Origin of the sequence: Aquimarina megaterium XH134, from assembly GCF_000520975.1 — a bacterium.
GTDB lineage: Bacteria > Bacteroidota > Bacteroidia > Flavobacteriales > Flavobacteriaceae > Aquimarina > Aquimarina megaterium.
This window is the reverse complement of sequence record NZ_JACB01000016.1, coordinates 78226-99955: the sequence shown is the minus strand read 5'-3', so window position 1 is coordinate 99955 and position 21730 is coordinate 78226. Positions and strand designations below refer to the sequence as shown.

Annotated in this window: 25 protein-coding genes; 13 read left to right on the top strand and 12 right to left on the bottom strand. The window is 32.3% G+C overall.

Features of this window, described 5'->3' with window-relative positions:
• Positions 1–104: 104 nt before the first annotated feature.
• Genes Z053_RS0112140 through Z053_RS0112125 form a run of 4 tightly spaced genes read left to right on the top strand, consistent with a single transcriptional unit; the run spans position 105 to position 1866 of the window.
• Positions 105–656: a TetR/AcrR family transcriptional regulator gene (locus Z053_RS0112140; RefSeq protein WP_025665282.1), complete on the top strand. Its 552-nt coding sequence runs from the start codon at positions 105–107 to the stop codon at positions 654–656.
• Positions 653–1084, top strand: coding sequence for a DUF6463 family protein (locus Z053_RS0112135; protein WP_025665281.1), 432 nt, complete (start codon positions 653–655; stop codon positions 1082–1084). Before Z053_RS0112140 ends, Z053_RS0112135 begins: the two co-directional genes overlap by 4 nt.
• Positions 1071–1460 (top strand): hypothetical protein, encoded by a 390-nt coding sequence (locus tag Z053_RS0112130; RefSeq protein WP_025665280.1) that lies wholly within the window; start codon positions 1071–1073, stop codon positions 1458–1460. The genes Z053_RS0112135 and Z053_RS0112130 overlap by 14 nt, the downstream gene beginning before the upstream one ends.
• A complete protein-coding gene (locus Z053_RS0112125) occupies positions 1453–1866 on the top strand; it encodes a hypothetical protein (RefSeq protein WP_025665279.1) in 414 nt (137 codons plus the stop codon). The genes Z053_RS0112130 and Z053_RS0112125 overlap by 8 nt, the downstream gene beginning before the upstream one ends.
• A 35-nt stretch (positions 1867–1901) precedes the next feature.
• Here Z053_RS0112125 and Z053_RS0112120 read toward each other — a convergent pair whose 3' ends face one another.
• The 6 genes from Z053_RS0112120 to Z053_RS0112095 all read right to left on the bottom strand — a co-directional run bounded on the left by Z053_RS0112120 (position 1902) and on the right by Z053_RS0112095 (position 6176).
• Complete coding sequence (locus Z053_RS0112120; RefSeq protein ID WP_025665278.1) at positions 1902–2237, bottom strand: hypothetical protein; 336 nt, start codon at positions 2235–2237, stop codon at positions 1902–1904.
• Positions 2238–2300: 63 nt separating this feature from the next.
• On the bottom strand, positions 2301–3407 hold the full coding sequence (locus Z053_RS0112115; protein WP_025665277.1) for a DNA alkylation repair protein: 1107 nt from the start codon (positions 3405–3407) through the stop codon (positions 2301–2303).
• Between the two features lie 87 nt (positions 3408–3494).
• On the bottom strand, positions 3495–4643 hold the full coding sequence (locus tag Z053_RS0112110; RefSeq protein ID WP_025665276.1) for a serine hydrolase domain-containing protein: 1149 nt from the start codon (positions 4641–4643) through the stop codon (positions 3495–3497).
• A 122-nt stretch (positions 4644–4765) separates the two neighbouring features.
• Positions 4766–5560: a helix-turn-helix transcriptional regulator gene (locus tag Z053_RS30090; protein ID WP_025665275.1), complete on the bottom strand. Its 795-nt coding sequence runs from the start codon at positions 5558–5560 to the stop codon at positions 4766–4768.
• Positions 5561–5746: 186 nt separating this feature from the next.
• Entirely contained in the window at positions 5747–5899 is a 153-nt protein-coding gene (locus Z053_RS31490) for a hypothetical protein (RefSeq protein ID WP_160170082.1), read from the bottom strand.
• A 25-nt stretch (positions 5900–5924) separates the two neighbouring features.
• A complete protein-coding gene (locus Z053_RS0112095; RefSeq protein WP_025665274.1) occupies positions 5925–6176 on the bottom strand; it encodes a hypothetical protein in 252 nt (83 codons plus the stop codon).
• Between the two features lie 126 nt (positions 6177–6302).
• Here Z053_RS0112095 and Z053_RS0112090 point away from each other — a divergent pair, with 126 nt between their 5' ends.
• Both Z053_RS0112090 and Z053_RS0112085 read left to right on the top strand, forming a co-directional pair.
• On the top strand, positions 6303–6527 hold the full coding sequence (locus Z053_RS0112090) for a helix-turn-helix transcriptional regulator (RefSeq protein ID WP_025665273.1): 225 nt from the start codon (positions 6303–6305) through the stop codon (positions 6525–6527).
• Positions 6528–7025: 498 nt separating this feature from the next.
• Positions 7026–7688 carry a hypothetical protein gene (locus Z053_RS0112085; protein WP_025665272.1) on the top strand — a complete coding sequence of 221 codons (663 nt, stop codon included), beginning with the start codon at positions 7026–7028 and terminating at the stop codon, positions 7686–7688.
• A gap of 488 nt (positions 7689–8176) precedes the next feature.
• On the opposite strand, the gene trpS is transcribed toward Z053_RS0112085, so the two are convergent.
• Positions 8177–9145, bottom strand: coding sequence for a tryptophan--tRNA ligase (gene trpS / locus Z053_RS0112075; RefSeq protein WP_025665270.1), 969 nt, complete (start codon positions 9143–9145; stop codon positions 8177–8179).
• A gap of 213 nt (positions 9146–9358) precedes the next feature.
• Here trpS and Z053_RS0112070 point away from each other — a divergent pair, with 213 nt between their 5' ends.
• The 3 genes from Z053_RS0112070 to Z053_RS0112060 are packed head-to-tail and all read left to right on the top strand — an operon-like array spanning position 9359 to position 11485.
• Entirely contained in the window at positions 9359–10111 is a 753-nt protein-coding gene (locus Z053_RS0112070; protein WP_025665269.1) for a lysophospholipid acyltransferase family protein, read from the top strand.
• Positions 10112–10141: 30 nt separating this feature from the next.
• Positions 10142–10954 carry a helix-turn-helix domain-containing protein gene (locus tag Z053_RS0112065; RefSeq protein WP_025665268.1) on the top strand — a complete coding sequence of 271 codons (813 nt, stop codon included), beginning with the start codon at positions 10142–10144 and terminating at the stop codon, positions 10952–10954.
• Between the two features lie 51 nt (positions 10955–11005).
• The gene (locus Z053_RS0112060; RefSeq protein WP_025665267.1) at positions 11006–11485 is read left to right on the top strand and encodes a DUF6265 family protein; all 480 of its coding nucleotides are present in this window, start codon (positions 11006–11008) and stop codon (positions 11483–11485) included.
• Positions 11486–11641: 156 nt separating this feature from the next.
• Here the strand turns inward: Z053_RS0112060 and Z053_RS30085 are convergent, their stop codons facing one another.
• From Z053_RS30085 to Z053_RS31485, 5 genes are all read right to left on the bottom strand, one after another.
• Positions 11642–13246 (bottom strand): outer membrane beta-barrel protein, encoded by a 1605-nt coding sequence (locus tag Z053_RS30085; protein WP_025665266.1) that lies wholly within the window; start codon positions 13244–13246, stop codon positions 11642–11644.
• Positions 13243–13794 carry an RNA polymerase sigma factor gene (locus Z053_RS0112050; protein ID WP_025665265.1) on the bottom strand — a complete coding sequence of 184 codons (552 nt, stop codon included), beginning with the start codon at positions 13792–13794 and terminating at the stop codon, positions 13243–13245. The genes Z053_RS30085 and Z053_RS0112050 overlap by 4 nt, the downstream gene beginning before the upstream one ends.
• Before the next feature lie 52 nt (positions 13795–13846).
• A complete protein-coding gene (locus tag Z053_RS0112045; RefSeq protein WP_025665264.1) occupies positions 13847–14263 on the bottom strand; it encodes a lipoprotein in 417 nt (138 codons plus the stop codon).
• 127 nt (positions 14264–14390) lie between these two features.
• Positions 14391–15398: a recombinase RecA gene (gene recA / locus Z053_RS0112040; RefSeq protein ID WP_025665263.1), complete on the bottom strand. Its 1008-nt coding sequence runs from the start codon at positions 15396–15398 to the stop codon at positions 14391–14393.
• A gap of 449 nt (positions 15399–15847) precedes the next feature.
• A complete protein-coding gene (locus Z053_RS31485; RefSeq protein ID WP_160170081.1) occupies positions 15848–16012 on the bottom strand; it encodes a hypothetical protein in 165 nt (54 codons plus the stop codon).
• A 285-nt stretch (positions 16013–16297) separates the two neighbouring features.
• Between Z053_RS31485 and trhO the strand changes: the two genes are divergently transcribed.
• The 4 genes from trhO to Z053_RS0112015 all read left to right on the top strand — a co-directional run bounded on the left by trhO (position 16298) and on the right by Z053_RS0112015 (position 21721).
• Complete coding sequence (trhO, locus tag Z053_RS0112030) at positions 16298–17329, top strand: oxygen-dependent tRNA uridine(34) hydroxylase TrhO (protein ID WP_025665262.1); 1032 nt, start codon at positions 16298–16300, stop codon at positions 17327–17329.
• A gap of 161 nt (positions 17330–17490) precedes the next feature.
• Positions 17491–18759 carry a PSP1 domain-containing protein gene (locus Z053_RS0112025; RefSeq protein ID WP_025665261.1) on the top strand — a complete coding sequence of 423 codons (1269 nt, stop codon included), beginning with the start codon at positions 17491–17493 and terminating at the stop codon, positions 18757–18759.
• Positions 18746–19237 carry a gliding motility lipoprotein GldH gene (locus tag Z053_RS0112020; RefSeq protein ID WP_025665260.1) on the top strand — a complete coding sequence of 164 codons (492 nt, stop codon included), beginning with the start codon at positions 18746–18748 and terminating at the stop codon, positions 19235–19237. Before Z053_RS0112025 ends, Z053_RS0112020 begins: the two co-directional genes overlap by 14 nt.
• 153 nt (positions 19238–19390) lie before the next feature.
• Positions 19391–21721 carry a penicillin-binding protein 1A gene (locus Z053_RS0112015; protein WP_025665259.1) on the top strand — a complete coding sequence of 777 codons (2331 nt, stop codon included), beginning with the start codon at positions 19391–19393 and terminating at the stop codon, positions 21719–21721.
• Positions 21722–21730: the final 9 nt, after the last annotated feature.

Genomic DNA, 21730 nt, shown 5'->3' with positions numbered 1-21730 from the left:
TTATTTTATCTTCAATTAATTATTAAATATAAAATCTTTATTAAACGATAACGTCTAATAAAGATTTTGTTGTATATTTGTTTTTTAAACGAAACCGTCTAATAATGCCAAAAGTAATAGCACAAAGAAATGATTGGATAAAACTGGGATACAAACTCTTTTCTGAGGAAGGAATTTCTGGTATTGTCATTGAAAAGATGGCCAAAAAGTTAGAATGCAATAAATCAAGTTTTTATTGGCATTTTAAATCCAAGAAGAAATTCATCAGTGAGCTTATAAGCTTTTGGATCACTTCAGAAACAGATCAAATTATACAGCAGGCCGAAAAAGCAAAATCTTCGGAAGAAAAAATTGAACAATTTTTGAAAATCACTTTTAAAAATGACCCTTATTTAGAATTCATTTTTTTCTTAAAACGCTATGCCATAAAGAATAAGGAAGTGCAAGCTATCATAGATGAAATTGATACTAGAAGATTAGAATTTACAACTCAGTTGTTTGAGGAAATCGGATATTCTAAGAAAGATGCTGCTATAAAAGCGAGTATTTTTTATAAATACTTAATTGGGTATCACGAAATGATAAAAAACAAAAAACAATCTAAAGATTACCTCATAGAAGTAAAGAAAGAGTTAAAACACTTTATAACAATATGAAGATAGTACACGGAAAAATATTAATATTCTTTGGAATTATTCATTCACTATTAGGGATTTCGCCATGGGCATTTTGGAAACAGTTTGCAGTATTTGCAGACAAGTTCTTTTTCAAAATAAGCGAAGGTCTTTTTGAATTTCCTTTACTCAATGGACAAATGAACTATGAAAATTTCGCGGCATTTTGGTTTTTCTATTTCGGGCTTTTACTTATTCCTATTGGGATTCTAGTAAATCATGTAGAGAAAACGAATAGACAAATTCCCAAAAACTTCATGTGGATATATCTTATAATCGTGAGTATTGGGGTGTACATGATTCCTTTTTCTGGCATGACTTTGTTAATGCTACCACATGCAATTTATATGCTTTACACTAGTAACAAAATTAATAATACATCAAATAAACTAAATAATGAAGAAAAATAAATACTGGATAATTGCAGGGATAATTAACATTTTTACGGCAATCCTGCATCTAATCGGAGGTCAAATAGATTTAATTAATCCTTTGATGGAAAGCAGCATTGATCTACAAATAAAAACTGAACTACTAGGGGTTTGGCACGTGATTACTTGTGTCTTATTTGCTTCTTCAATACTCTATTTTAAATATGGCTTTAATACAGCAAAGAAAGCGAACATAGAATTAGTTTCTTTCATAAGCTATTTATACATCGCTTTTTCATTTGTTTTTATCTTTTCAAGTGTATATAAATCAGTATTAGCCTCTCAATGGGTTTTACTTCTCCCTATTGGGATATTAGGAATTATTGGAACTAAAAAATCAAAGACTAATGCTTAAAATCGGCGGATATATAAATATATTAATTGGCATAGGTCATTTAGTAGGACTCATTTGGCCAGAACAAATGTTTGAAAAAACTGGTGCATTAGAAGGAATGAAAACACTGGCGCAAATTCATTTTTCTCTTCCATACCTGTTAACGGTTTTTGTTGCACTAATCTTTTTAATTTTTGGGCTTTATGGGCTTTCGGCAGGCGAAAAAATTAAAAAGCTTCCTTTCTTAAAATTTGGAATCTATGCAATTGCTTCGATATATCTTTTTCGTGGGATTGCAGAACAATTGTATAATATAAGTCAACAGACTACTACAATATCCGAAACCATTCAATCTATCATAGCAGTAATTATTGGTCTACTATTTCTAATTGGTGGTTTAAAAAAATGGAAATTTAAAATAGAATAAAATGAAGAACTGCATATTATACGCAGAATTCGTATTTATTGCTTAGCACCTTTAGGTTTTAATGATTTTGCGTAGGTAAAACTATCATTAAGATAGGAAGAAAGTAATTCAAAATCTTCCATCAATTTTTTGGGAACTAATACATATCCTTTCATCACTGCACCATAGGATTTGAACACGGTAGTTTGATGTTCTTGCATAAATAGTATTCCTTGTTCTTTAGACAATCGAAGACCTATTTCACCCGCTTTATTTAATTGTGAAAACATATGGCCATTAACAGATGTATACGGCATTGTTTTTCCTTTTCTTTCGAAATTTGGATTGGTAGCTATAAGCTTGTCATAAAATGCTAACCGTTCTGTCCACATATCGCTTCATTTTAAGAATTGCAAGATGTTATCTATGTATAAAAATACTAAAGAAAAACCTATTTAGGTGATAAGTTCAAAATTGTATTTTTCAAACTCATTCCCATTAATAATGATTGACAATTGATGTAATCCTGTATGAAATTTCCTGGTGGTAATTATTTTAAAAGGCTGCTTTCTGTTAATAATCGTTATGGATTTCTCGGGATATATTTTTTCACTTATTTTGAAAACTTTTTTAGACAAGCTTCCATTAGCTTTCTGGTAATAAAGCCCGTATTCTAATCGTAGCTTAGATGTAGAATTGCTGGTGTTATTAAGTTGAAACGTAAACTCTAACACATCTCCAATCTTAACTTTTGGTGTAAGAATCTGTAATTCATCAATTTTGATATGTTGAATATTACCAAAGCCAAACAATTTCATGATTTCTGTATTTCCTTGCTTCAAAAGGGTTCTACACCCGTGTTTTACTAACCAATCAGTTTCTTTTGAATTTTTGTACCATTCTTTTGTGAGGCCAATAACAATATCGGGGTTGTCCTTTGCAATATCGTTTAGATTATTGGCGACACTTCTTCGTACAGTTTCTGAGGTGTCATTTTTTAAATGTTCGAGAATAGGAAGGATAGATGTTGGATCGGTTTTTAAGAATGGAAGTGCCATAGCCCAGGGCAAACGAGGTCTGCAACCTTCAGATGATAATCTTCTTACCATAGGGTGTTTATGCTTTGACCATTTCTTCATTTGTAAAACTCCTGTTTTAGGGTGTCTTATGAGAAAAGGGCGAATAGCAAATTCACAACTTGTAAATTGGGTAATTTTTTCGATTGCAAGCATAGAAGTATCATAATGATCCATTCCATAACACTCTACAAAATCCGGCAGAAACATATACTCTAAACTATTCTCTTTAATTCCTTCTTTTTGAAGCTGTTTGATAACCTGTAATAGAACATCTATGTTTTTGGTATAATCATGCGATAAATGATATTGCAATGTGATAGTAATATGACGCATTCGTTGTTTCAGTTCTCTGTGTTGCCATTCGGAATCAAAAATTTGATTAAAAAAAGATGAAGTATCAAAATCCAGAACAACTTTTTGAAGAGCCGTTGTAAATTTTTCAAAAAACTCATGAGTGTAAATATGCTTCAATAATTCTGCCATTGTAAATAGTAAATTAATTTGAAACAAAATTAAAATAGGGTAGTGACAACTGTATGTCAGCTTTCGATATATCTTTTAATAGATTTCTTATTTTTTAGCAGTAACTTTTATTTTGTTCTTCTCAAGAATATCTTGTAAACCCATGCTCAAAACAATACTCCAACATTCTTTGCCATTAAATTTCCCTTTTCCTTTATATACTCCGGAATTTGAAAAAACGATAATAATCTCACCATTAGTATAGCTACGAACATAAACGTCGTGTATACCATCTTCTAAACCTCCATGTCTGATTTGTGTTAATTCACCATTTTTATACTCAACACGCCATCCATAAGCATAAGAAACACCATTTATGATATTCCCTTTTAGATTTTTATATGGTTTGAATAGTTGTTGTATACTTTTTGGACTCAGAAAATCACTATATTTAATGGTATTTATCCATTTATACAAATCTTGCGATGTACTAAAAATCCCGGTCCCTCCTTTGTAGCCGTAATTCGCAATACTAACACCTTTGTGATAAACTTTTCTGGATAATGATTTTACTGTTTTTAGATTATTAAATGAGGCTATACTCGAGGTATTATTACCTTCATATCCCCAAAAACCAGTATGATTTAGATTTGATGGAGCTAGTAGATTTTGTGATATGTAGTTTTCATAAGTCTCTCCCGAAACAAGTTCAATTATAATAGCTAAAAGATTGTATCCTTCTGCAGAGTAGCTATATTTTTCACCAACGTTATAATCTAAATGAGAAGATAAAATCACATTGATTGCTTCTTGCCTGTTTTTAATACCATCTGTGACATAATTATTCGCGAGACCAGAAGTATGAGTGAGAAGATGATGAATAGTGATTCCTTTTTTATCCAAAGGAACTTCATCGATAAATTTGGCTATTGGATCATTAACTAATAGTTTACCTTGTTCCTGAAGTTTAAGAATGGCTGTTGCTGTAAATTGTTTGGTTACCGAAGCAATATAAAAGACAGAGTTAGTTGTTAGATTCGAATCGCCTATAGCTTTGTTTATGATGATTTCATTATTCTTGGCAACTAATACCGTTCCTTTAAACCCTTTGTTTCCCTGCTCCTTTACATAAGATTCAATTTTGTCTATTAGTAAAGGATGTTCATAAATAGATGAATCTGCTTTAGATTGAGAATAACTCGAAAAAAAAAATAACCCAAATAAACAAGTGATGATTGATAAACCTTTTATTATCATAATGTATTTGATTATAAGTTGTTTTGCTTAACACTATAAGATATCTATAACATTAATTAAGAAATGATCATACAAATAAAAGGTAGGGCTATTTAAAAAAATAGAACAGAATTTGCCTTAAGCTAGACTTTGACGTATTCTTTTGGTAGATAACCAGAAATAGATTTAAAAACACGAGTAAAATGGCTTTGGTCAGAAAAACCACATATGTATGCTATTTCGGTAAGAGAGTATTGTTTTGATTTTAACAAATCAAGTGATCGATCTATTTTTAATTTACGTGAATATTCACCCAATGTACATTGGAAATAGGTTCTAAAATTCTTAGAGATGGTTGTAGGATGCACATTAACTTTGTTGGCAATTTCTTTTAGAGAAATATTCTCATCCCATCGGTCATTTAAAAGATCTCTAACAGATAACATCCATTTTGGAAATAATATTTCATCCTTAGAATTGAGAGAGTTTTCTATGAAAGCGACAAATAACATCTCTATAGCGTTATAAGATTGTAAGTCATTAATTTCTGCTTCATTCATTAATTTTATAAAAGTGAAACGGGCATAATAATTTTTTGCCACAGCCAACTCAATTGATTCTTCAGTAAAACCATATTTTTTTAAAAAAGTATCATCTATTTCCAAATTGATATGTTTAGAAGGAAAAGTAGTGTAGATATTTCTATGTAATTCATACGAATTATAGTAGTTTATAGATCCACTGGTTCTTTCTATCTCTTTACCTTTGCGGTATTCTGTATTTGTTCCATAAAGAACAAGACTGATAACTGGTTTTTCATGAGAATGCCAAACACCGGTTTCAATAGGATTTTGATAATTACTGGTGCCGATTAAAAAATCATTAAAATCATATGTTTTATAAATCGGCGCCAAAGAATGACCTCTTTTCAGAATCATAGCGGTTTAATTTTCTTTATTTAGATTGACTAATGTATAGAATTACTTTGTAGCTAAAAAAACAAAATATCTGTTTTTTTTGTTTGATATGTACTTCAGTAATGAAAAATCGTTTCCATATAGTACAAATACGTTAGTAACCTTTTATAGCTACAAAGTAATATTCTGTTACTACTATGATTTTGCTTAAATACTTTCTTCTGGGTTATTACCATTAACTGTAAGTTGCCTTTGTTTAAGTAGCTCTACAGCCCACTTATAATGTTGTAACATTTCCTGGGTTACACCATATTTTTTTTTGTAACGCATTAACCTCTCGTATAATTTTTTCTCTGTCATGACTATTGATTTTTAATTTATATTTTCATATTTCTTCTTCTTTTGAATTGTTATCTGGTTTTAAGGTTTTTAATATTTTAATAAAATTGCTTTGGTCTTTTTCACTAAACAGATGTTCTTTTTGATATGCTAACATATAGTGATATAATTCTTCTTTAGGATTGCTGTCTGGTTTTAAAGTTTTTAATAATGCAATAAAATTGCTTTGGTCTTTTTCACTAAATAGATGTTCTTTTTGGTACGCCAACATATAGTGATACAACTCTTCTTTGGTCATAACTTGAGATATCTTTTTATTTTATAATATGCAATATAATGCATATTTATAACAGATAATCAAGTGATTAATAAAATAAGGGTGCCTGCTGTATTTTTGCTAACAGGAAATTAGTCATTTTTGAGGATGGCTAAAGATGATAAATTCAAAGAAGCATTAGGCAATCGACTGCGAAGTTTACGGCTAGACGCTGGGTTGACATTGGTAGAATTAGCCGAAAAATCCGGAGTAAGTTACCGAACTATTATTGATATCGAAAAAGCAGACACCAGACCTTCTGTCGAAGTAATCAGGTTGCTCTGCAATACATTAGAGTATCCTCTCTCTGACTTTTTTAAATTCAAATACTAACGATAGGATATACGAATAGTTATATCTCTGTTTGTAGTATTAAAAATTGTTAAAAACCTAACCTATAGACATATACTTTATTCTAGGTATAGGTATTGATCCCGCTTAAGAAACTGTTTAAAAAGTGTATTTTCTGAAAACTACCAATTTTCGATGTATATAATTTCTAAACATGTTCTTAAGAATTTTCCCTGATCTTAAATTACGACGAAAACTCTTACACTTCTTACGGGAACCCGTATGAGATGTATTAATTTTTTTTATATGAACTATACATTTTAACTATTATTTATTTAAAATAATGACTAAAACTAGTTGTAACCCCTTCAAAAATAGGGGGTAAATCCCCCTTTATTTCAATGTTACATATTTTTTAGGATTGGTTACATCTATGATACTATCCAGATATAATGCTTTATAACTTTATGGTATTCGATCAATTGATTATAAAACGTTCGGCCAAACAAAGAAATAACTCTTATTAAAACCGTATTAATCATGAAAAAAGTAACATTAAATATTATGGCTGTATTGCTTATTACCCTATGGGCTTGCGAGCAAGAAAACAGTATAGAAGAACAAACTGTAATTGATCAAGATATTCAGATCAATGCAAAGGGTTGGGGAGAGATTTGTATAACTCATTTTCAATTTAATGCTAAAGAAGTTATAAATTCTTTCACCGGTGAGAAAAGTTGCGAATTTGATCCCGATAGCACATGTGTAGAATGGAAATGTGAAACAAACCCTGGACTCGCAATTACTCCTCCACTAGACATTTTGAATCCTTGTAAAATAATACCTTGTGGTTGGGATTATAATGATCCTTGGATCCTAGTCTATAAGATTGATCCCAGAGTATTAGATTCTATTAAAGATGCATTTAAATTGGATATCAAATCCAATATGGAAGCCATGCCGTTTGCTATGAACGAAAGTATCCTTGGATTGCAGTTTTATGGTGAAAATGATTTGATGTCAATAAAATATAGTGATCCAGAGCCAGAAACCAATATATTTTATCTTAAAAACAATTTGACTTTGGACACATCTTATGCTAAAAAGCTAGGACTTAAGGGTAATTTGATAAAAGAAGGAAAATACCCTGTTATTTTTAATAAAAAGAATAAGACATATAATGTAATCCTAAAGGTAAAATGATCAACTTATTTTAACAGATCATATAATCTCCATTATATGATTGTCAAGTCAGGTTTGTCGAAGTTAGTACTCCCAACGCTTCTTTGATGGGCCTGAATTGATTTTTTATCATATGAAATAATAAGGTAAAAGTGATTATCTTTTTTTGAAATATGCCTTTCTAATGAGTAAACCGTAGATTAACAATGGAATTAATAAACAAATCACAACAGAAGAAGTCTTGTAATTACTACCAATATTATTGAAAAGATTTAAAAAATCAACAGAACTATTAAATGACCAATTGGCAAAATTCTCAAAATCAGGAATCGTTATTAGTATAATGAGAACAATTGCGAAAAATCCAATTTTGAAATAGTTTTTTTCTGTGATCTTATCTAATAAAAACATCCAGGTAAAAGGAATTAAGAAAAACCAGTAAGCTTTTCAAAAAATTTTAAAAAGTCATACGTAATTTCGAATAGAAATTCCATGATAACTTCTTACATCTAGTATCCAACCTTTTCTCTAACTCTTGCCAATACAGTATCGGCAATAGCAGTAGCTTTTTGAGCTCCGATAGCAAGGGCTTCGTCTATTTCATTAAGATTATCCATATAATAGGCATAGCGCTCACGTTCAGAAGCAAATTTTTCAATCAATAATTCATAAAAAGCTTGCTTCGCATGTCCATATCCGTAGTTTCCTCCCTGATAATTCTTACGCATTTCTTCTTGTTGTTCTACAGTAGCGATAAGCTTATATAGAGCAAATAAGTTACAGGTATCAGGATCTTTTGGTTCTTCTAGCGGAGTACTATCGGTCTCGATAGACATAATCTGTTTACGTAGTTTCTTATCTGGCAAAAACAGGTTAATGATATTTCCTTTTGATTTACTCATCTTGCTACCATCTGTTCCTGGCACATACATAGTTTCTTTTTGTACCTGGGCTTCGGGTATTACAAACATTTCACCCATTTGGTTGTGCATTCGCGAAGCTACATCACGAGTCATTTCAAGATGTTGTAGTTGATCTTTTCCTACAGGTATAATTTCTGCATCATAGAGTAGGATATCCGCAGCCATTAGCATAGGGTATGTAAACAATCCAGCATTTACATCCTCTAGACGATCCGCTTTATCCTTAAATGAATGTGCAAGTGTTAGTCGCTGATAAGGAAAAAAGCAGCTTAGATACCAAGATAATTCTGTCACCTGCGGGATATCACTTTGCCGATAAAAAACTGTTTTTTCTATATCCAGCCCACAAGCCAACCAGGCAGCAGCAGTAGAGTAGGTGTTCTCTCGTAATGTCTTGGCATCCTTGATTTGTGTAAGCGAGTGCATATTGGCAATAAATAAAAACGAATCGTTTTCTGGCTCATTGGCCATTTGGATTGCCGGAATGATAGCTCCTAAGAGGTTTCCTAAATGCGGAGTGCCTGTACTCTGTATTCCTGTTAGAATTCTGGACATGGTGATATATTATCTTTTATTACGGTTTTAAGTTTTAAACCCTGGTTAAGTATCTTATTAATTTCTAAAATTTAATGAAGTATTTAGTTTACAGATTTTAGTGTCATAAACGAGATTCTGCCTACTTATACTTCGAGTATATAACTATACTATTTTCGGCAAAGGTAATTTTTTTGTTCACATAGCTCAAACCAATTGTGTATTTTTGGGGAGATGCATATACTAAGAAACATACTTATCCTGCTATGGCGTATCTGGTTTTATATCGTTATGGGTATTCCTATACTTATTATGTTTCCTGTGTTATTAGTGCTTTCGTCGAGAGAAGAATGGTATTCGCAATTTTTTGTAGTTGCTAGGTTATGGGCAAAAATTGTGTTGTACGGATCAGGTTTTTTACCCAAAGTTATCAAAGAAGCAGAACCAGATCGTAAAAAAAGTTACATGTTTGTTGCTAATCATACTTCGATGACCGACATTATGTTAATGCTATATGCTATAAAAAATCCTTTTGTATTTGTAGGGAAAAAAGAACTGGCAAAAATCCCGATCTTTGGATTTTTCTATAAACGCACCTGTATATTAGTAGATCGAAATAGCCAACGAAGCAGGAAAGAAGTATTTGATCGTGCACAGGCAAGGTTACATGATGGTACAAGTATTTGTATTTTTCCAGAAGGAGGGGTTCCCGATGATGAATCTGTGATTTTGGATGAATTTAAAGATGGAGCCTTCAGATTAGCAATAGATCACCAAATTCCTATAGTACCATTAGCGTTTCTAGATAATAAAAAGCGATTTTCATATACTTTTTTTAGCGGAAGCCCCGGAATTATGAGAGCTCGTGTTCTTAAAGAGGTTCCCACCCAAGGATTAACACAAGATCATAAAAAAGAGTTGAAAGAAAACACAAGAGATCTTATTTTAAAGACATTAGAAGTCGACCTTGAAAATAAAACCTCCTAGTCGAAGCTATCTAATTGTTTAGTAGCAATTATGGATAAAATCTACACCCTAAAGAAAGCATCGCCAAAACTATTAAGGATTATAAAAAGTTTTTGGCTTGTTGATTATCAGGAAGATATAGCTTTGAGGAAAGAAAAGATAATTCCTGACGGCTACCCTGAACTTATTTTTCATCTGGGGGATCCTTATAAAATAAATATAAACGGAGTATGGCAGCAACAAAGCCAATATTTAATTGCAGGCCAAATCAAAAATTGTTTTTTTCTTGAAAATACAGGAAAATCAAAAATGTTTGCGATCAAGTTTCAACCTTGGGCGCTCACTGAATTATTAGATATCAAAATGAAAACGCTAACAGATAAGGTAATTGAGATTCCTCAAAAACTTTTAGTAACACTACAACCGATTAAAGAAGTAGCTATGAGTTCTCTTTCTTTTGATGAAAAAATAAAACACATCGAAAATTGGTTCCTAAAGTTTATTTCTAGACAAAATATAAAACGATTTAATGGTAGAAATGCTGTAGAACTGATTATTAAAAACAAAGGAAGACTTAGTCTAAAAGAGATTCAAAATAAAGTTGGGATTAGTGAAAGAAGTTTAGAACGTTATTTTGAGATGTATATAGGTTTATCTCCAAAGTTTTATATCAGGATTATCAGGTTTTCATATATTTTTCAATTGACTCAGAAGGGTTGTATAGATTGGGCAGAAGTAGCTTTCCTATCTGGGTTTTATGATCAATCTCACTTTATTAAAAATTTTAAAGAGTTTACAGGAGAAGAACCAAATAAATACAAGTTTTCTGAAAAAAATATGGCAAATTTATTTTTGAAAAAATAAAATGTCGGTTTTTTACAATCGTTATGAATTTTTAGAAACTACTTTTAAAAAATGGAAAACATAAAATTAAAAGTAATGAGGGTGGTAAAGCTAAGTGTCGTTTTGATGATATTGATCTTTCATAATGCTCATGGCCAAAAAGTTAATTTACATAAAGTTGATTTCTTAATAGGAACCTGGAAAATGGAAGGAAAAGAAAACTATGAAATTTGGAAAAAAACTGACAATCAATTAGTAGGAGAAGCATTTAAAATCTCAAACAAACAAAAACATATTTCTGAAAAATTAGAAATAAAACTGGTGGATGCTCATATAGTTTACATTGCAACTGTTTTGAATCAAAATGAAGGAAAAGGGATTTCTTTTACATTAAAACAACCAGAAGACAACTTATTTTCTTTCGAGAATATGAAGCATGATTTTCCGAAAAAAATTAGATATAAAACCCTTAATAAAAATGAACTATTCGTATCAGTTTTAGGAAATGATGACAAGGGGTTTTCTTATAAATTAATTAGGCAGGTTGATTAATATTAAAGTAAGCAAAAAACGTTTTATGAGATAAATTCATTGAATTAAATGATGCATTATTAAAAAATAGAAAGCCGTTTCTCCCCAGAAACGGCTTTGTTCATCATTGCTTTTAAAGCAATAACTACCTAACCAACTAAAAAATCTTTATAGTTCTTAAAATTTGATACTTACTCCAGTGTATACCCCAAAATAGTATGGTTTAAAATTATTGGCATTATCATTAAAGGCATTAAACTGATATTTAAAAATTGGCTCAAGATTAATCTCAAATTGATCTGATATTTTATAATCGACACCCACCCCTATATTACCACTAAAACTTACATCGTTAAGATTGTTGGCCTCTCCTATAGGAGTTTCAAAATCACCAGCCTCTATAGAAATTTCGTTGTCCTGTAAGAATAATGTACTTATACCTCCAATCATATTTACTCCAATTTTTTTATCAACCAAAGCATATTTCATTTCAACAGGGACTTCTAGATAGGCAATACTTTGGTTAAGTAATCCTACATTTTGTTTTTGTTCTATCGCATTTCTATTAAGATCCGAAAATTCAGATCCGAGATCTGTGTTTCTTACGTTTCCGATGTCAGAAATCAAAATTGCTCCAGCGGTAGAATTATAGCTTACATTTTCTAGGTTTTGCCCAACTGCCGATGGAGAAAAACCAACACCTTCGGTATTATAACTAAGATCTACTTTGTTTACTCCAGAACGCACACTAAATCTTTTGTTTATGGCATAAGAAACATGCACACCATAACTCATATTTACTTGTCCGTTTTTATTATTATCTGCAAATTGAGCATCGATCGAAGATCCGCTTCCGATAGAACTATAATATACAGGGGCGACATTAGGCGCAACATTCCATTTTTTGGTTGATGTGGATTCTTCAGCTATTTCTTCTTCCTCGTCTTTATTTATAACATCAAAGATAGATTTCTTACCATTGTCATTTGTGTTCTCAACATCTTCTTCGGGAGTTTTGTTTTTTATATCATTATCAACGCTCTTTTCTGCCAAACTTTGAGTGTTTGTGTTACTTTTCTCATTAGGTGCTGTAAAAAGAGGATGTTCTTTTTCTGAAATAGACTTTTTATCCTGTTGATTAGCAATAGTAGTTTTCTCGATTGTGTTCTCTTGCGTAACAATAGGGTCTTCTTTTTGCTTAGAAGAGATTTGTGCTGTATTGTTATTATTTGTTGCAGGATGACTCACTATTGGATTCTTAGTGGCAGAATGGAAGGTAGGGTCCAATTCATCATCATTTTTGGGTTGAGAAGGTACTTGCTCCAGAGTTTTAGCAACCGCATTTTCTTTTGTAGCAGATGGCTCAAAATAATTATGTTGACCAGCATCATTGTCTTGATCAAGATTAGTATTTTCTGTTTTTTGATTAGCGGGATTGGTTTCTTTTTCTTCTGAAGTGACTATAACATCTTCTATAAGAGGTTTGACCTGCTTGTTAGGTGTCGTTTTTGTATGTTCAATTATGTTTTGAGTATCAGAATCGGTGATGGTATCATTTTGTTGTAGATCATTAGTATTAAACGGTAGGGAGCTTATGCCAAATATAAGTGCAATTAATGCTGCAACACCCGCAACTCTATACCAAAATGGTATCAGAAAAATTCTTTTTTTGTTTTTATTTTGGCGTGCCTTTATTTTTTCCCAAACTATTTCATCGGGAATGACTTCAAAATCCTTGAATTTTTCCTGAAATAAACGATCTATATTTTTTTTATCACTCATCTTCGTTCTTCAATTGGTCGAACATAAAGCTCTTGGTTGGTTTGTAATTTTTCTTTTAAAATATTTCTTGCTCTCGCCAGATTAGATTTAGAAGTTCCTACAGATATCTCTAACATCTCTGCAACTTCTTTGTGAGAATAACCGTCTAACACATAAAGATTAAATACTAATCGATATCGATCGGGTAGTTGCTGTATAATCTCTAAAAGATAATCCAGCGAGATCTCTTCTTCATCTACTTCAACTTCAACTTCTTCAATCTGTTCTTCATTAATGATATCAAAAACTTTTTGTTTTCGATATTTCTGTAATGCTGTATTAATAGTTACTCGTTTTATCCACCCTTCAAAAGAGCCTTGGTTTTTATATTGACCGATTTTATCAAAAATGGTTATAAAAGCATCTTGCAAGGTGTCTTCTGCACTCGAAGCATCACTAGAATATTTTAAGCAAATCGAAAACAATTTACTGCTGTATAATCTATACAATTGTTCTTGCGCCTGAGCATTTTTTTTCTTACATCTTTTTATGAGTTGGTCTAAACCCACTAACAACTATTTTTAGTTTACCCATTTTTATGCATTAGAAAATGGGTATAATTTATAATACAGGTACTTCTACAGTTAAAAATTGATTATCTCCATTTTCGTTTCTTCCTTGCCAGAATCTAAAGATGTAAGAATCTTCATTTCCTACCAAAAAATCAAAAGACACTTCGACTAGATCTGTTGTTTCTAAATCGTTACAATTACCTCTATTAACTACCAAATTAACTACAGATACCGTTCGTTCATTTCCTAGTCTGTCATAATCAAATCCTGCAAAAGAATGACAATCAGTTGGTCTGTAGTAAGATACAGTAATTGTGTATACTTCTTCTCGATTAAACTGATCGGGCAGTGAAACTTCCTGTACAGTAGCTAATTCATAAAAGAAACTTGTTCCATTGTCGTCATCAGAACATCCAGTTAAGATAACTACAAGAAAAAATGTTAAAACTATTTTTATCCTTCTCATTTTCTTGGGGTTTTGAGAGATCGTATAACCTATCCATTAGGTAGATGCTCTAATGTAGATAAGGTTGCTTTTAAGGTATAAAAAAATCCCGAAGCTTCGGGATTTTAATATTTTTATTAAGAAAGTTTTATTCTTTTGCAATTTTTATGGCTTCCTTGATTTTTTGTTCAAGTTCTTCCATAAGCTCTGGATTATCATTAAGTAAAGATTTCACTGCATCTCGTCCTTGTCCTAATTTGGTGTCTTGATAGCTAAACCAGGAACCACTTTTCTTGATAATCTCGTAGTCTACACCAATATCAATAATTTCTCCGTTTTTAGAAATACCCTCTCCATACATGATATCAAATTCTGCAGTTCTAAAAGGCGGTGCTACTTTGTTTTTTACTACTTTAACCCGTGTTTTGTTTCCTTGTACCTCACTATTACTATTTTTGATTTGTGTAGAACGACGAATATCTAAACGTACCGAAGCATAAAATTTTAGAGCGTTACCACCAGTCGTCGTTTCAGGATTTCCAAACATTACTCCGATTTTTTCACGAAGCTGATTAATAAAAATTACGGTACAATTGGTTTTGCTAATTGAACTGGTTAATTTTCGAAGTGCCTGAGACATTAATCGTGCATGAAGTCCCATTTTAGAATCTCCCATTTCACCTTCAATTTCACTTTTAGGAGTAAGTGCTGCCACAGAATCAATAACGATAATATCGATAGCTCCAGACCTGATCAGGTTATCAGCAATTTCTAAAGCCTGTTCCCCATGATCTGGTTGAGAAATAATTAAATTATCTATATCAACACCTAATTTTTCTGCATAAAAACGATCAAAAGCATGCTCTGCATCAATAAATGCTGCAATACCTCCAGCCTTTTGTGCCTGTGCAATGGCATGTAAAGTAAGTGTTGTTTTACCAGAAGATTCTGGTCCGTAGATTTCAACGACTCTTCCTCTAGGATACCCACCAACACCTAATGCAAGGTCTAAACCAAGAGAGCCTGTAGGGATTACGTCTACTTCTTGTACAGAACTGTCACTCATCTTCATTACAGTTCCTTTTCCGTAGGCTTTATCTAATTTATCAAGGGTAAGTTTTAATGCTTTTAATTTTGCGTCTTTCTCTGTACTCATTTGTTGTTCAAATATATCGGGATTTGACATTGGTAATAAACTTTTTGCTAAAGTACTATTTCTTTTTGTAGTTGGGATATGGATTCTAAAATCGTTATTAACAACAATTACCTGTATTTTATCTTAAGATTTGGAGTTTTTAAACCTGTACTAGACATCGATTACATTTTTTTTCAAGAGTATAGCGCAACCCTTTTGTTTTTATAGCATCTACATAAAAAGCAAACATGAACAAAAGCAGAAGGAAAGAGAGAGATGAAATTTCTTAAAAAGGTCGTAAGACATAATCTTGATGGCTGCACAATTACTAAAATCAGTAATTGTATAGTAGAAGGTGGCTAGCTTCGTTATTATATTTTTTAATCGTTAAATTATTTAATAACGAATTAGCCCAAAAAAAATGCCTTGGAATAAGTTTCAAGGCATTTTTTATATTCAGAAATTAGAATTTATTGATTTGCATTATCTGAATTATCTGTGTCTCTAGGTTTGCATAATGGAATTGCAGAATAATCGTCACAATTACCGCTTCCCGTAATATACCCACCACTAATGATTTGTTGTTGTCTTTTGTTAAGCACTTTTGCGCCCATTAGGTTTTTTAAGCTTTTCATTATAATTTCTTTTAAAGAATTTATGTTCCCTGAACATTTAATGACACTCAAGGTTTGTGTCAATCTTTCGCGAAAAGATGAATTACTTCAGATAAAAGTATAGGTTGCGAGTTCCATTTTTCAGGACTGAGATTTTTTTAACAAAAAAATAAGATTAGAGTTTGACCATTCACAAACTCAAATAAGCAGTTTTTGGATATTACTTTATGATTTGTATTTTTGCCAAAAAATTTCTTTTACCCCATATATATATTGTTTGGGGCTAACTTAAAACGTAAGTATAGCATGCAACTGTACAACAAATTAAGTGCAAAAGAAAGAGCAGCTCTTATCGATGAAGCCGGTACAGACCGACTTACGCTATCTTTCTACGCATATGCACATATTGGTAATCCACAAATTTTTAGAAATCATCTTTTTATTCATTGGAACGAACTCGAGGTTTTGGGTCGTATTTATGTGGCCAAAGAAGGTATAAATGGGCAATTATCTGTCCCAGCACCTAATTTTGAGGCTTTTAAAAAACACCTGGATAGTATTTCTTTTCTAGAAAACGTACGCCTTAATATCGCAAGAGAGCAAGACGCAAAATCCTTTTTGAAGCTAAAAGTAAAAGTTCGTAAAAAGATTGTAGCCGATGGATTAAATGATAACACATTTGATGTTACCAACAAAGGAGTACATGTTGATGCTTCTGCATTTAATGAACTTATCGAAGATCCTGATACGGTACTGGTCGATATGCGTAATCATTACGAAAGTGAAATAGGCCATTTTAAAGGAGCTGTTACACCAGATGTAGATACGTTTAGAGACTCTTTGGATATTATCGAAGAAGATCTTAAAGATCATAAAGAAGATAAAAAACTTGTAATGTACTGCACCGGAGGTATACGCTGTGAGAAAGCCAGTGCATATTATAAGCATAAAGGATTTAAAAATGTATTTCAATTAGAAGGAGGTATTATAGAATATGCAAGACAAGTCGAAGCTCAGGGTTTAGAAAATAAATTTTTGGGTAAAAACTTTGTATTTGATCATAGAAGAGCAGAGCGTATTTCTGAAGATGTAATAGCTAGTTGTCATCAATGTGGTGCCCCGTGTGATACCCATGTGAATTGCGAAAATGAAGCATGTCATCTATTGTTTATACAATGTGAAAATTGCGCGGCAGAGCTAGAAAACTGTTGTTCGAAAGAATGTATGGAAGTTAATAGACTATCATTTGAAGAACAAAAAGCACTGCGAAAAGGAAAAGGAAATAGTAATAAAATCTTTAAAAAAGGTCGTTCTGAAGCATTAAAATATAAAAAGTAACACCTAAAAAGGTGAAGATACTATAGCAGATAGTTTTTTTTATCCTCATTTCATAGTATCTTTAACGATTGATACGTTAGAAATGATATATTTCTAACTTTAGTAAGAACCATATTTGTTGCGATTATGATCGCAGACAAATTTCAATATAGATAAAAAATATGGGGTGTAACAGTTGTTCCTCCGCAAAAGACGGGCAACCCAAGGGTTGTAAGAATAATGGTACCTGTGGTACAGATGGTTGCAATAAATTAACAGTTTTCGATTGGTTATCCAATATGTCACTTCCTAGTGGATCATTACCTTTTTCTTATGTTGAAATACGATTTAAGAATGGTAGAAAAAACTTCTTTAAAAATACAGAAAATCTTTCTTTAAGCATTGGGGATATTGTTGCAACAGAGTCCTCTCCTGGTCATGATGTAGGAATTGTTACTCTTACTGGAGAGTTAGTTCGTATCCAGATGAAAAAAAAGAAAGTAGAACTTGATAGTGAAGACATAAAAAAAGTATATCGGAAAGCATCTCAAAAAGATATTGATATATGGCAGAAAGCTCGCGACAGAGAAGAAGCTATGAAGGTTCGTGCTCGTGAAATCGCAATTAGATTAGAGCTGCAAATGAAAATTTCTGATATCGAATTTCAGGGAGATGGATCTAAAGCTACTTTTTATTACACAGCAGAAGAGCGAGTGGATTTTAGGCAGTTAATAAAAGAATTTGCACACGAGTTTAATACTCGTATAGAAATGCGACAAGTAGGTTTTAGGCAAGAAGCCGCACGGTTAGGAGGTATAGGGTCCTGTGGGCGGGAACTATGTTGTTCTACCTGGCTTACCGATTTTAGATCGGTAAATACTAGTGCAGCTAGGTATCAACAATTATCTTTAAATCCGCAAAAACTAGCCGGTCAATGCGGAAAACTAAAATGTTGTCTTAATTATGAATTAGATGCATATATTGATGCACTTAATAATTTTCCTAAAACAGATATAAAGCTTCGAACAGATAAAGGGACTGCTGTGTGTCAAAAAATAGATATTTTTAAAGGATTATTGTGGTATGCCTATGAAGGCGAATGGATGAATTGGCACAGAATATCTACCGAAGATGTTAATGAAATTATTGCGGCAAATAAGAACAATGAAAAAGTAGCAAGCTTAGAAGATTTTGCTTCAGAATTAATAGAAGATACTAAAACAGATTTTGAGAACGTTGTAGGACAAGATAGCTTAACGCGATTTGATCAGCCCAAACGTAGTAAAAGAAGAAATCGTAACAAAAGAAAAAATAAAAACAAGAGATCTTCAGAGAAACAAGTGGCAGTTTCAAACAAATCAAAAGAAGGGAATTCTGATAAAACAAATAAATCAAATAATCGAGGTAATAAAAAACGTAGGTCTCGTAATAGGAATAATGATAAAACTTAGGTTTTTTTTAATAGTATGTATTGTAATTGGTATGATCTCCTGCGATGATAAACAGGTTTTCGATACTTATCATACAGTAGCTAATGCATGGGAAATGGATGAGAAAGTGAGTTTTACACTTCCAGAACTCGACACAACACAATCCTATAATTTATTTATAAATATTCGTAACAATAATGAATATAAATACAGCAATTTGTTTTTAATTAGTGAAATGAAATTTCCAAATGGTAAAATACTCACCGATACATTAGAGTATCGTCTTGCAGCTCCTGATGGGAAATGGCTAGGAACAGGTTTTTCTGATCTTAAAGAAAATAAATTGTGGTATAAAGAAAATGTAAGTTTTAAAGAAAAAGGAAATTATAAGATAACTATAGAGCATGCCATGAGAAAGAATGGTGATGTAAATGGGATATCGTCATTAGAAGGGATTACAGATATAGGATTTAGAATAGAAAATGCTCAAAATCCTTAATAAATTATAAAAGATAGAATCTATCTTCTATCGTAGATAGACAAAAAAATATCGTTAAAATACTTTTAGAGAAAGACCAGATAAGGAGGACATCAACAAAAAGGGAAAAAACCTCTTCTGATCTTTTAAAAAATAGATTTAAATAGCTGAGATATGGCAAAGGCAAAACCCAAATCAACAAAAAAAAGAGCAAAAACTCCTGCGAGTAATACCATAAAATACATAAAAGCATTTTGGATACTATTTGGATCAGGATTGTTTTTAATAGCCTTACTCTTTCTCCTGGCTAGTTGGGGAGTTTATGGAGAAATGCCTAAATTTGAAGAATTAGAAAATCCACAGAATGACTTGGCAACCCAGATTATCTCTTCAGATGGGGTGCAAATAGGAACCTTTTTTAAAGAAAACCGTACTCCTGTAAATTATGAAGATCTACCACAACATTTGGTTGATGCCTTGGTGGCAACAGAAGATGCAAGATATTATGATCACTCCGGAATAGATGCCAGAGGAACATTAAGAGCATTTGTTTTTTTAGGAACCAAGGGTGGAGCAAGTACAATATCACAACAGCTGGCAAAGCAATTATTTACTGGAGGATCAAAGAATAAGATCGAGCGATATTTGCAAAAAATACAGGAATGGGTAATTGCAACTCGTTTAGAAAGACAATATACCAAGAAAGAAATTGTAACGATGTATCTTAATAAATATGATTTTCTTAATCAGGCAATTGGGATAAGTTCTGCATCGAGAATTTATTTCGGAAAAAACCCTAAAGACCTTAATGTAGAAGAAGCAGCTGTATTGGTAGGGATGTTAAAAAATTCATCACTATATAATCCGCTTCGTAGACCAGAAATGGTAAAAACAAGAAGAGATGTGGTTCTAAATCAGATGGAGAAATATGAGTACATTACAGAAAAACAAAGAGATAGTTTAAAACAGTTACCACTTAAACTGGATTACTCTCCAGAAGGCCATAATGATGGGACTGCAACTTACTTTAGAGAATATGTAAGAAGTTGGATGTCAAAATGGGTAAAAGAGAACCCTAAAGGGGAAAATGCTGAGGGCGATCCCGAATATTTTGATATCTATAGAGACGGATTACGAATTAATGTAACTATAGATTCTCGTATGCAAAAATATGCCGAGGAAGCGGTGCAAGAACATATGGCGAATCTTCAGAAAGAATTTGATAAACAAGAAAAGGATAATAAAACCACCCCTTTTAGAGATTTAACAGAAGTTGAAGTAGAAAGAATACTGAATCGAAGTATTAAATCGTCTGCCAGATGGAAAAAGATGCTTAGTCAGGGCAAAAGTGAAAAAGAAATAAGAAAATCTTTTGATGAAAAGGCAGAGATGAGCATATTTAGTTGGAAAGGAGCAATAGATACAATAATGACTCCTAAAGATTCTATCTTATATTATAAAAAGTTTTTACGCTCGGGACTAATGTCTATGGAACCACAAACAGGGCATGTCAAAGCTTGGGTCGGAGGAGTTAATTATAAGCATTTTCAATATGATCATGTATATCAAGGAGCACGACAAGTAGGATCTACGTTTAAACCTTTTGTGTATGCAACTGCAATCGATCAACTTAAACTTTCGCCTTGTGATACCATACCAAAATCGCAAATAACAATTCCTCCAGGTTCTCATGGTGTCATTGATAAGGGATGGACACCAAAAAATAGTGATGCCGACTATACAGGGTATATGAGTCTTAAAGAAGCGTTAGCCAAATCGGTGAATACTGTTTCTGCACGTTTAATGGATAGAATCGGGCCAGAGCCTATTGTTCGTCTTGCAAAGAAAATGGGAGTAGAATCAGATATTCTTGAAGTAGCTTCTATAGCATTAGGATCTGTAGATTTGAAATTGTCAGAAATGGTAGGAGCGTATAGTACATTTGCTAATCAGGGGATATATACCAAACCGGTAACCATTACTAGTATTGAAGATAAAAATGGAACTGTTTTATATCAATTTGTTCCCGAAACACGTGATGTGATTAGTAAAGAAGCGGCCTATGTTACCATTAATCTAATGGAGGGTGTTACTCAATCTGGTTCTGGAGTACGCTTACGTACAGGACCTTCATCTAGATATGATATAAAAAATGTAGTTACTGGTCACCCATATAAATTTACAAACCCTATAGCGGGTAAAACAGGAACAACACAAAATCAAAGTGATGGTTGGTTTATGGGCATTGTTCCTAACCTTTGTACAGGAGTTTGGGTCGGAGGAGATGATAGAGCTACACATTTTAGAACAACTACCTTTGGGCAGGGAGCTACAATGGCATTGCCGGTCTGGGCGTTATTCATGAAAAAATGCTATGGAGATAAAACATTAAAAATTTCTACAAAAGCTTTTCCTAAACCAGAAAACTTAACTATCGAAGTAGATTGTAAAGCTTTTAAGAGGAATAATGTACAAGGCGAGAACATAGAAGAATTTAGTCTTTAAAAGAGCTTT

What these genes read in the sequence shown, in the direction of transcription:
- Z053_RS0112140 (WP_025665282.1), top strand. Translation starts at nt 105, where the DNA reads ATGCCAAAAGTAATAGCACAAAGAAATGATTGGATAAAACTGGGATAC.
- Z053_RS0112135 (WP_025665281.1), top strand. Translation starts at nt 653, where the DNA reads ATGAAGATAGTACACGGAAAAATATTAATATTCTTTGGAATTATTCAT.
- Z053_RS0112130 (WP_025665280.1), top strand. Translation starts at nt 1,071, where the DNA reads ATGAAGAAAAATAAATACTGGATAATTGCAGGGATAATTAACATTTTT.
- Z053_RS0112125 (WP_025665279.1), top strand. Translation starts at nt 1,453, where the DNA reads ATGCTTAAAATCGGCGGATATATAAATATATTAATTGGCATAGGTCAT.
- Z053_RS0112120 (WP_025665278.1), bottom strand. Translation starts at nt 2,237, where the DNA reads ATGTGGACAGAACGGTTAGCATTTTATGACAAGCTTATAGCTACCAAT.
- Z053_RS0112115 (WP_025665277.1), bottom strand. Translation starts at nt 3,407, where the DNA reads ATGGCAGAATTATTGAAGCATATTTACACTCATGAGTTTTTTGAAAAA.
- Z053_RS0112110 (WP_025665276.1), bottom strand. Translation starts at nt 4,643, where the DNA reads ATGATAATAAAAGGTTTATCAATCATCACTTGTTTATTTGGGTTATTT.
- Z053_RS30090 (WP_025665275.1), bottom strand. Translation starts at nt 5,560, where the DNA reads ATGATTCTGAAAAGAGGTCATTCTTTGGCGCCGATTTATAAAACATAT.
- Z053_RS31490 (WP_160170082.1), bottom strand. Translation starts at nt 5,899, where the DNA reads ATGACAGAGAAAAAATTATACGAGAGGTTAATGCGTTACAAAAAAAAA.
- Z053_RS0112095 (WP_025665274.1), bottom strand. Translation starts at nt 6,176, where the DNA reads ATGACCAAAGAAGAGTTGTATCACTATATGTTGGCGTACCAAAAAGAA.
- Z053_RS0112090 (WP_025665273.1), top strand. Translation starts at nt 6,303, where the DNA reads ATGGCTAAAGATGATAAATTCAAAGAAGCATTAGGCAATCGACTGCGA.
- Z053_RS0112085 (WP_025665272.1), top strand. Translation starts at nt 7,026, where the DNA reads ATGAAAAAAGTAACATTAAATATTATGGCTGTATTGCTTATTACCCTA.
- trpS (WP_025665270.1), bottom strand. Translation starts at nt 9,145, where the DNA reads ATGTCCAGAATTCTAACAGGAATACAGAGTACAGGCACTCCGCATTTA.
- Z053_RS0112070 (WP_025665269.1), top strand. Translation starts at nt 9,359, where the DNA reads ATGCATATACTAAGAAACATACTTATCCTGCTATGGCGTATCTGGTTT.
- Z053_RS0112065 (WP_025665268.1), top strand. Translation starts at nt 10,142, where the DNA reads ATGGATAAAATCTACACCCTAAAGAAAGCATCGCCAAAACTATTAAGG.
- Z053_RS0112060 (WP_025665267.1), top strand. Translation starts at nt 11,006, where the DNA reads ATGGAAAACATAAAATTAAAAGTAATGAGGGTGGTAAAGCTAAGTGTC.
- Z053_RS30085 (WP_025665266.1), bottom strand. Translation starts at nt 13,246, where the DNA reads ATGAGTGATAAAAAAAATATAGATCGTTTATTTCAGGAAAAATTCAAG.
- Z053_RS0112045 (WP_025665264.1), bottom strand. Translation starts at nt 14,263, where the DNA reads ATGAGAAGGATAAAAATAGTTTTAACATTTTTTCTTGTAGTTATCTTA.
- recA (WP_025665263.1), bottom strand. Translation starts at nt 15,398, where the DNA reads ATGAGTACAGAGAAAGACGCAAAATTAAAAGCATTAAAACTTACCCTT.
- Z053_RS31485 (WP_160170081.1), bottom strand. Translation starts at nt 16,012, where the DNA reads ATGAAAAGCTTAAAAAACCTAATGGGCGCAAAAGTGCTTAACAAAAGA.
- trhO (WP_025665262.1), top strand. Translation starts at nt 16,298, where the DNA reads ATGCAACTGTACAACAAATTAAGTGCAAAAGAAAGAGCAGCTCTTATC.
- Z053_RS0112025 (WP_025665261.1), top strand. Translation starts at nt 17,491, where the DNA reads ATGGGGTGTAACAGTTGTTCCTCCGCAAAAGACGGGCAACCCAAGGGT.
- Z053_RS0112020 (WP_025665260.1), top strand. Translation starts at nt 18,746, where the DNA reads ATGATAAAACTTAGGTTTTTTTTAATAGTATGTATTGTAATTGGTATG.
- Z053_RS0112015 (WP_025665259.1), top strand. Translation starts at nt 19,391, where the DNA reads ATGGCAAAGGCAAAACCCAAATCAACAAAAAAAAGAGCAAAAACTCCT.